Source organism: Xanthomonas sp. SHU 308 (genome assembly GCF_000364645.1).
GTDB lineage: Bacteria > Pseudomonadota > Gammaproteobacteria > Xanthomonadales > Xanthomonadaceae > Xanthomonas_A > Xanthomonas_A sontii.
Window position 1 is genome coordinate 1 of sequence record NZ_AQOK01000342.1, and the last position, 7,566, is coordinate 7,566.

The 7,566-nt window shown below is 64.8% G+C and carries 4 protein-coding genes; 1 reads left to right on the top strand and 3 read right to left on the bottom strand.

Annotated features, from left to right (window positions below; translation table 11 throughout):
- Positions 1–158: 158 nt before the first annotated feature.
- From D588_RS0111995 to D588_RS0112005, 3 genes are all read right to left on the bottom strand, one after another.
- On the bottom strand, positions 159–1,211 hold the full coding sequence (locus D588_RS0111995) for a glycosyl hydrolase family 18 protein (protein ID WP_017916150.1): 1,053 nt from the start codon (positions 1,209–1,211) through the stop codon (positions 159–161).
- Entirely contained in the window at positions 1,211–2,905 is a 1,695-nt protein-coding gene (locus D588_RS0112000) for an alpha-L-fucosidase (RefSeq protein ID WP_026143637.1), read from the bottom strand. The genes D588_RS0111995 and D588_RS0112000 overlap by 1 nt, the downstream gene beginning before the upstream one ends.
- Before the next feature lie 99 nt (positions 2,906–3,004).
- The gene (locus D588_RS0112005) at positions 3,005–5,656 is read right to left on the bottom strand and encodes a TonB-dependent receptor (RefSeq protein WP_026143638.1); all 2,652 of its coding nucleotides are present in this window, start codon (positions 5,654–5,656) and stop codon (positions 3,005–3,007) included.
- Positions 5,657–6,529: 873 nt separating this feature from the next.
- Between D588_RS0112005 and D588_RS0112010 the strand changes: the two genes are divergently transcribed.
- The gene (locus tag D588_RS0112010) at positions 6,530–7,549 is read left to right on the top strand and encodes a glucokinase family protein (protein WP_026143639.1); all 1,020 of its coding nucleotides are present in this window, start codon (positions 6,530–6,532) and stop codon (positions 7,547–7,549) included.
- Positions 7,550–7,566: the final 17 nt, after the last annotated feature.

Sequence of the window (7,566 nt, forward strand, 5' to 3'; positions counted from 1 at the left end):
GCGGTGCGGCAATCGGGGGTGTGCACCCACTGCAGTCATCGGTCTACCTCAAGCGATCGAGATGCGTATCGTAGAGGCTGTGAGGTAGCCTGGGGTGAGCGCGGCGCGTTCGCTGCGCGCCGCGTGCCCGTCGTGTCGCATCTCGGTCGTGGGGCCGCTCAGCGCGTCGCGGTCGGCAGTTCGTCCCAGACCTTGGGATCTTCGGCGCCCAGCACCCAGCAGCTGAAGCCTTCCAGACCGTATTGCTTGGTCAGCTCGTAGCGGGCGCGGAAGCTGCGCGCGTCCGGGCGGAACACCCATTCGCGCATGTCGTCGCGGTAGAAGTAGAACCACGACTCCTGCTCCACCGGGTCCCATTGCACGGTGGCATGCTGCTCTTCCGCCAGCGGGAACGATTCGTCGGCATCGATGTAGTCGGCGGTGATGTTGGAGGCTTCGGTACCGTCGGGCTTGACCGGATTGCCGGTGTACCAGCGGTAGCCGTAGGTGGCGATGCCCAGCGACAGCTTGTCCTTCGGCACCTGGGTCAGCGCGTAGTCCAGGTGCTTCTTCATCCACACCATGCCGTCCACCGGGCCGGGCGCGGTCCAGCGGGTGTGCTGGTCGTAGGTCATCAGGCTGATCAGGTCGGCCGAGGCGCTCAGCGCCTTGAGATCGTAGGCGCCGCGCCAGTACTCCCACATCCACTTGGCGAAGGCGCCGCCCTCGGCATAGCCGGGCGCGTTCGGCACCACCGCCACCGACAGCTTGAAGCCGGCCTTGTGCAGCGCCTCGGCGGTCTGCTTGACCATCAGCGAGTAGGCGTCGCGGTCGGTCCAGGCGATGCTCTCGAAATCGAACTGGAAGCCGTAGTAACCGTGCTTGCGGCCGTGGATCAGCAGCGCCTGGATCATGCGCTGCTTGGCGTCCTCGTCGTGCAGCAGCTTGTGGAAGCCCTCGCGCCCGGCGGTCATCGACAGGATCGGCATCACCCGCAGCTTGTGCTGCTTGGCGATCTCGTACAGGTACATGTGCGGGGTGCCGTTGACCAGGCCGCTCTGGTCCACGCCGTACCAGGTCGGCACCACCACGTCGATCTTGTCGAGGTGGGCCAGGAACGAATTGGTCGATTTCTGCGTGTTCATCAGATAGAACAGCGCAGTCGGGTTCTTGGCCATGGCCGGCCCGCAGGCCAGGGCGAGGGCGAACAGCAGCCCTGCGAAACGCTTCATCATCGGGAGGGATCCGTTGGCGGAGTGGGGGAGGACAGGTCGATGCGGAACACGTAGGCGTGTTCTCCCACCGGCTTGGCCGGCAGGCGCAGGTGCAGGCCGTCGGCGCGCTGCTCGAACGGCACCGGCTTGCCGTTGGCGAGCAGGGTGACGCCACGCACGCCATCGGCCGGCTTCAGCGAGCGGATCAGCGCCTGGCCATCGGCCGGCCAGCCCAGCTCGATCGCGTACAGCGCGCCGTGGCCGGTGGTGAAGCGGAAATCCTCGGGCGTGTAGGGCTTGGTCTTGGTGTCCTGGAAGGTGCCGCCGACCACTTCGGTCGGGCCTTCGCCGTAGCTGCGCCACGGCGTGCTGTCGTAGATCGCCTCGCCGTTGGTCTTGAGCCACTTGCCGATCGACAGCAGGATCGCGCGTTCGGTGTCCGGGATCGAGCCGTCGGCGCGCGGGCCGATGTTGAGCATCAGGTTGCCGTTCTTGCTGACCACGTCCACCAGCATGTGGATGATGAAGGTCGGGGTCTTGTAGGTGTCGTTCTCGACATAGCCCCACGAGGCGTTGCTGACCGAGGTGTCGGTCTGCCAGTGCGTGGGATGGATGCCGGTGAGCTGGCCGCGCTCGATATCGAGCGTGCCGGCACCTTCGGGGAAGGCGCCGAGCTTGTAGTTCACCACCACGCCGCCCTTGGCCGCGCCGTGGTTGTAGTAGTACGACAGCATGGTCGGCAGGGTGCCGCGGAAGGTCGGGTGCGCGATCCACCAGTCGAAATAGATCAGGTCCGGGTCGTAGCGGTCGATCAGTTCGGTGGTGCGCGCCAGCCAGTCGTCCAGCCAGGCCTGCGACACCGGGGTCCAGTCGTTGGTGACGTCGGCGTCGTCCTTGCCCGGCAGGCGGACCTGCGCCGGGCCATACAGGCCGGCGTAGCGCGGGTCGTTGACGTCCGAGTCGAACTGGCGGCCGCCGTCGAAGAACCAGTCGTGCTCGGCGCGGTGCGAGGACAGGCCGAAATGCAGGCCCTGTGCGCGGATCGCCTTGGACAGCTCGCCGAGCACGTCGCGCTTGGGGCCCATCTTGACCGCGGTCCAGTCCGACAGCTGCGAGTCGTACATCGCGAAGCCGTCGTGGTGTTCGGCCACCGGCACCACGTAGCGGGCGCCGGCATCGCGGAACAGGGTGGCCCAGGCCTGCGGATCGAACTTGGGCGCGGTGAACAGCGGGATCATGTCCTTGTAGCCGAAGCGCGACTGCGGGCCGTAGGTTTCCCGATGGTGCAGGTAGTCCTTGCTGCCCTGCTGGTACATGTTGCGCGAATACCACTCGTTGCCGAAGGCCGGCACCGAGAACACGCCCCAGTGGATGAAGATGCCGAACTTGGCGTTGTCGTACCAGGACGGCGAGCGGTATTGCTTGAGCGAGGTCCAGTCGGGTCGGAACGGTCCGCCGCGCGCGCCATCGTTGGCTTCGCGCACCAGCCGCGCGCGTTCGGGCGCGTACTTGGCGGTGGCCTGCAGCCACTGCTGGTCGATCTGTTCCGGACTGAGGGTGGTGGCGGTGGGCGCCGTCGGCGACGGCGCGTCCGCGGCGCCAGCGGGCAGGGCCGTCAGCGCGAGCATGAGGGCCAGTGCGCTGGCCAGGGTCTGGCGTGCGGCTCCGGCGTGGCGGGATCGGTCCGCACTGGGGCGGGTCTCGGTCGTCATGGAACGGCACTCCTTGTTGCAGAAGACGATGCCGGCGCCGCCGCGCCGGACACGAAAAAGCGCGCCACCGTGGAGGGACGGTGGCGCGCCGGTGCTACATCAGAACTTGAAGTTCAGCTGCGCCTGGTAGCCGCGGCCGTTCTTGTACATGCCGATCGGCGCGTACTTGACCTCGTTGTACCAGTAGTACGTCGAGTCGAGCAGGTTGGTCGCGCTGAAGCTCACGCTCATCCAGTCGTTGATCTCGTACGAGGCGGTCAGGTCCAGCTGCTTGTACTCGTCGGTGAACACCTGCGAGTTCAGGCGGCCGACCTGGGTGAAGTACTTGGAGCGGTAGCTGTAGTTCAGGCGCACCATCCACGGACCGTTTTCCCAGTAGGGGATCACGTTGTAGGTGTTCTTCGACAGGTACGGCAGGTTCAGGCCGGTGCTGGCGTTGGCGGTCGCGTAGGTGTAGTTCGCCTGCAGACCGAAGCCGTAGCCGAAGGCCTGCTGGTAGTTCAGCGAGGCGCCCTTGACCTTGGCGTTGGAGACATTGACCGGCGAGCTGATCTGGTAGATGCCGCTTACCCCATTGATCGGGTCGGTCAACTGCTGTGCGGTGGTAACGGTGACAATATAAGAGCCGATGTCCCGATAGAACACTTCGCCAGACAGCATGCTGGACGGGGCAAAGTACCATTCCGCGGCCAGATCGTAGTTGGTCGACTCGTAAGGCTTTAGGTCCGGGTTGCCGCCGCTGCCGGTCAGGTTGCACGACGTATTGCCGTTACAGGTCGTGCCATCGCTGCTGGTGCTGTTGAGCGAAACAGATCCTGCGAGATCCTGGTAGCGGGGACGCGCGATCACCTTCGCTGCAGAGAAGCGCAGCACCTTGTTGTCATCCAGGTCGTAGGCGATGTTGAAGCTCGGCAACGGCTTGTAGTACTGCTTGGTCGAGGTCACCGGGGTGTAGACGCCACCATTGGAGCTGAGCCAGTACAGCGACTTGTCCTTGGTGTCGACATAGCGCACGCCCAAGTTGCCGCGCCACTTGCCGGACTCGAAGTTCATCTGCGCATAGAGATCGCTGGTGATCTCCTTGACATCGAACATCTGGCCGTACTTGCTTTCCAACGCGCCCTGCGGAAGAGACTTCAGGTAGGACAGCACCGAGTTCAGGTTGGCGGTCGGCCAGTTGACAAGGTCCGAACTGGCGTGGAGTCCATCGTACAAGCCGCTCGGAGTGGTGCCCGGGTTGAATGACGTCAGCAGAATGTTTTGGTTGGCATAGATCGCATTGCCGCGCGAATCCTGGCCGTTTTCGTGGTTGATGTACTTGTAGCCGACCTGAAGCTTGTTCAGCGGACCCCAGTCCAGATCGCGCGCGGCATCGAACTGGAAGTACTTCTCCTTGTCATTGGTGGTGGTGTACTCGATACCACCGGCTTGTTGACCCGACTTCAGGCCCCAGTTGCTAGCGCTGTTATTGCCGTAGGTAACGCCAGTGTTGGTGCCGTCATAGTTGAAATTGTAGCCGCCGTCCTGCAGCAGGAACTTCATCAGGTACTCGGGGTCCTTGCCGCCGGTGGCCTTGGTGGTGCCGACCTGCGAGGTGAACACCCACTTGTCGCCGTAGAAGTCGTGGCGCAGGTTCAGGCTCTTGGTGGTGACGTTGCTTTCGCGGTAGTTGGTGTCCAGCTGCGCATACGGCTGCTTGCCGTTGCCGGCGCCGTCGGTAACCGTGGCTTGGGGGATGTAACCGTTCTGCACGGTCGCGCTGGTGATCTTGTCTTGGTCGCCGCAGCCCGGGCAGACGTAGCGCGATTCGCTGAAGTTGTTGTACTTGCCCTTGATGTAGAGGCCGGTCAGGTTGAACTCGTTCTGATCGTTCGGCTTCCACTGCAGTGCGCCCTGCAGGCCGTTGCGCTCGCGGGTCTGCTGGAAGAAGGAACTGTTGATGCCCACCGGGATCTTGGCGGTCGCGACGTTACCGCCGTCGCCGGAGATGCGCGCGGTCGGCGGGATGCCAGCGCCGGTGTTGTAGCCGAAGAACTCGATGCCGGCGCGCGACAGATCTTCCTTGTCGTGGGTGGCGGAGATCAACGCGCCGAAGGTCTCGTCGTCGTTCTTCCAGCTCCACAGCGCCGAGCCGCGCGGATTGCCTTCTTCCGAACGGTCGTTGTAGTTGTAGCCGATCGAGCCGCGGATGGTGTTCTTCGGCAGGTCCAGCGGCTTGCGGGTGTGCACGATCACGGTGCCGCCGATCGAGCCTTCGTCGATGCGGGCTTCCGGGGTCTTGTAGACCTCCATCAGGCCGATGATTTCCGGCGACAGCAGGGTGTAGTTGAAGGTGCGGCCGCTGGTGTCGGTCGGGTTGCCGCCCCAGTCGCCCGAGGCGATGGTCTGGCCATTGAGCAGCACGCGGTTCAGCGCCGGGTCGGTGCCGTTGATGCTGACCTTCTCGCCTTCGCCGAACTGGCGGTCCACGCTGATGCCCGGCAGGTGCGCCAGCGACTCGGCGGCATTGGTGTCCGGGAACTTGCCGATGTCCTCGGCGCTGATCGCATCGACGATGGAGTTGGCCGAGCGCTTCACCGACTGGCTCTTCTCCAGCGAGGCGCGGTAACCGGTGACGGTGATGGCATCCAGCTGCTGGACGTTCTTGGAATCCGCGTTGGCGGAAGCGGGCGCTTCCTGCGCGGCGGCGTTACCGGACAGGTACAGCGCGGCCATGATGCTGAGGGCTAAGGTAGTGGTGCGGCTATTCATTGGCTAAACCTCTGGGTGAGTACTTGGGCATGAGGTGCCAACCGATGTTCCGGCGTGCTGGCCGCTGCCCGGCCTTGTGGATGGCGCCGCGCCTGGTGGCGCTGCGCGGATCGCATCTCGATGCGCGTCGTCCGGTCGCTGACGCGGAAGTAGCCAACCGGCGGCATCGAGGGCGCCAGTCCTTCCTGTGTTCCTGCAGGTAACAACCAAGTCCAGCAATACAGCAGTGCACCTTGTCGCCTGATCCGGACGCCGCTGCGTCCGGCCCGGCTCGGGGCGTGGTTTCGTCGGTTCGGGGATGCCGGTCGCAGCGTCAGCGCGCGTCCTGCCACTTGGCGCGGGAGGAGCGGCGATGCGTCGCTGTGTCTGAATCCCCTGAACGTGGCATGTCTTGAAGTTGTAAAACTTGTGTGAGCCGAGTCTGTCGTAGCGCTGACAGCGTTGTCAACACCCGTTTCACGTGGTTTTGACGAATGCAAGCAAGGCTCGCCGCGGCATCTTTCCGGAGGCTTTCGCGGCCCTTCCGTCGCGTCTCCTAGGTGCTTGTCTACAAAAGAAAACATGCCCGCGGATGGGTGCAGCGGGCCTGCGTTGGCCGCGAGGCCCTGGTGTGGCAAGCGCTGCCGGTTGGCTGCGCGTGTGGCAGAAATTTGTGCAATGCGGCGAAATTTTGCGACGGATGTTCACCCATGCAACGCGCCATGCGATCGGCCACTCGAACGGCCGGGCGATCCGGCCGATGAAGTCGCAGTGGTGAAGACAAAACGACAAACGGGTGAAATTCACCTTGACAACGTTGTCAAGGTGATCCGACACTCGATCGATCAATCTGCCGAATCGGCGTGCGCCTGCTCTGGCGCAACGGGAGAAGATGTGTCCGCAAGCAGTTCATCAGTGGCAGCGGCCGTGCCGCGCGCCGAGCCCTTCATTGCTGCCGATGTCGGCGGAACCCATGTCCGGATCGGCCTGGTCGCACGCGCTGCCGGTGCCGGCCCGGCGCCGTCCGTCGATGTGCTGGACTATCGCAAATACCGCTGCGCCGACTATCCCGGTCTGGCCGAGATCATCGGCGAGTTCCTGGGCCAGGTGCAGGGGCCGAAGCCGACCCGTGGGGTGATCGCCAGCGCCGGTTACGCGCTCGAAGATGGTCGCGTCATCACCACCAATCTGCCGTGGACGCTGTCGCCGCCGGAAATTCGCGAGCGCCTGGGCATGAAGGCACTGCATCTGGTCAACGATTTCGAAGCGGTGGCGTATGCGGCCGCGTCGATGGACGCCAGCGAAGTGCTGCATCTGACTGGGCCGCGCAAGGCGCAGCGCGGGCCTGCGCTGGTGATCGGTCCGGGCACCGGCCTCGGCGCCGCGGTGTGGATTCCGACCCAGGGCGGCGCCATGGTGCTGGCCACCGAGGCCGGCCATGCCGCGCTGCCGATCGGCAACGATCTGGAACTGGCGCTGGCGCAGCGGCTGTTGCGCGATCGCTCCTATGTGCCGATGGAGCATTTCCTGTCCGGCCCGGGCCTGCTCAATCTCTATCGCGCGTTGTGCGACCTGCGTGGCGCCACGCCCGCGCTCGCCGCACCGAGCGACATCACCGCGGCCGCGCTGGCCGGCGGCGACCCGCTGGCGCACGAAGCGCTGTCCGCCTTCTGCGGCCTGCTCGGCAGCGTGGTCGGCGACATGGCCCTGCTGTACGGCGTGCAGGGCGGCGTCTACCTGGCCGGCGGCTTCCTGCCGCAGATCGGCGCGTTCCTGTCCGCCAGCAGCTTCGTCGAGCGCTACTTGAACAAGGGCGCGATGCGTCCTGCGCTGGAGCAGATCCCGGTAAAGCTGGTCGAGCATGGCCAGCTCGGGGTGATCGGCGCGGCGAACTGGTTCCTGCAGCAGCCTTGACGGCTGCCGCCGGCAGC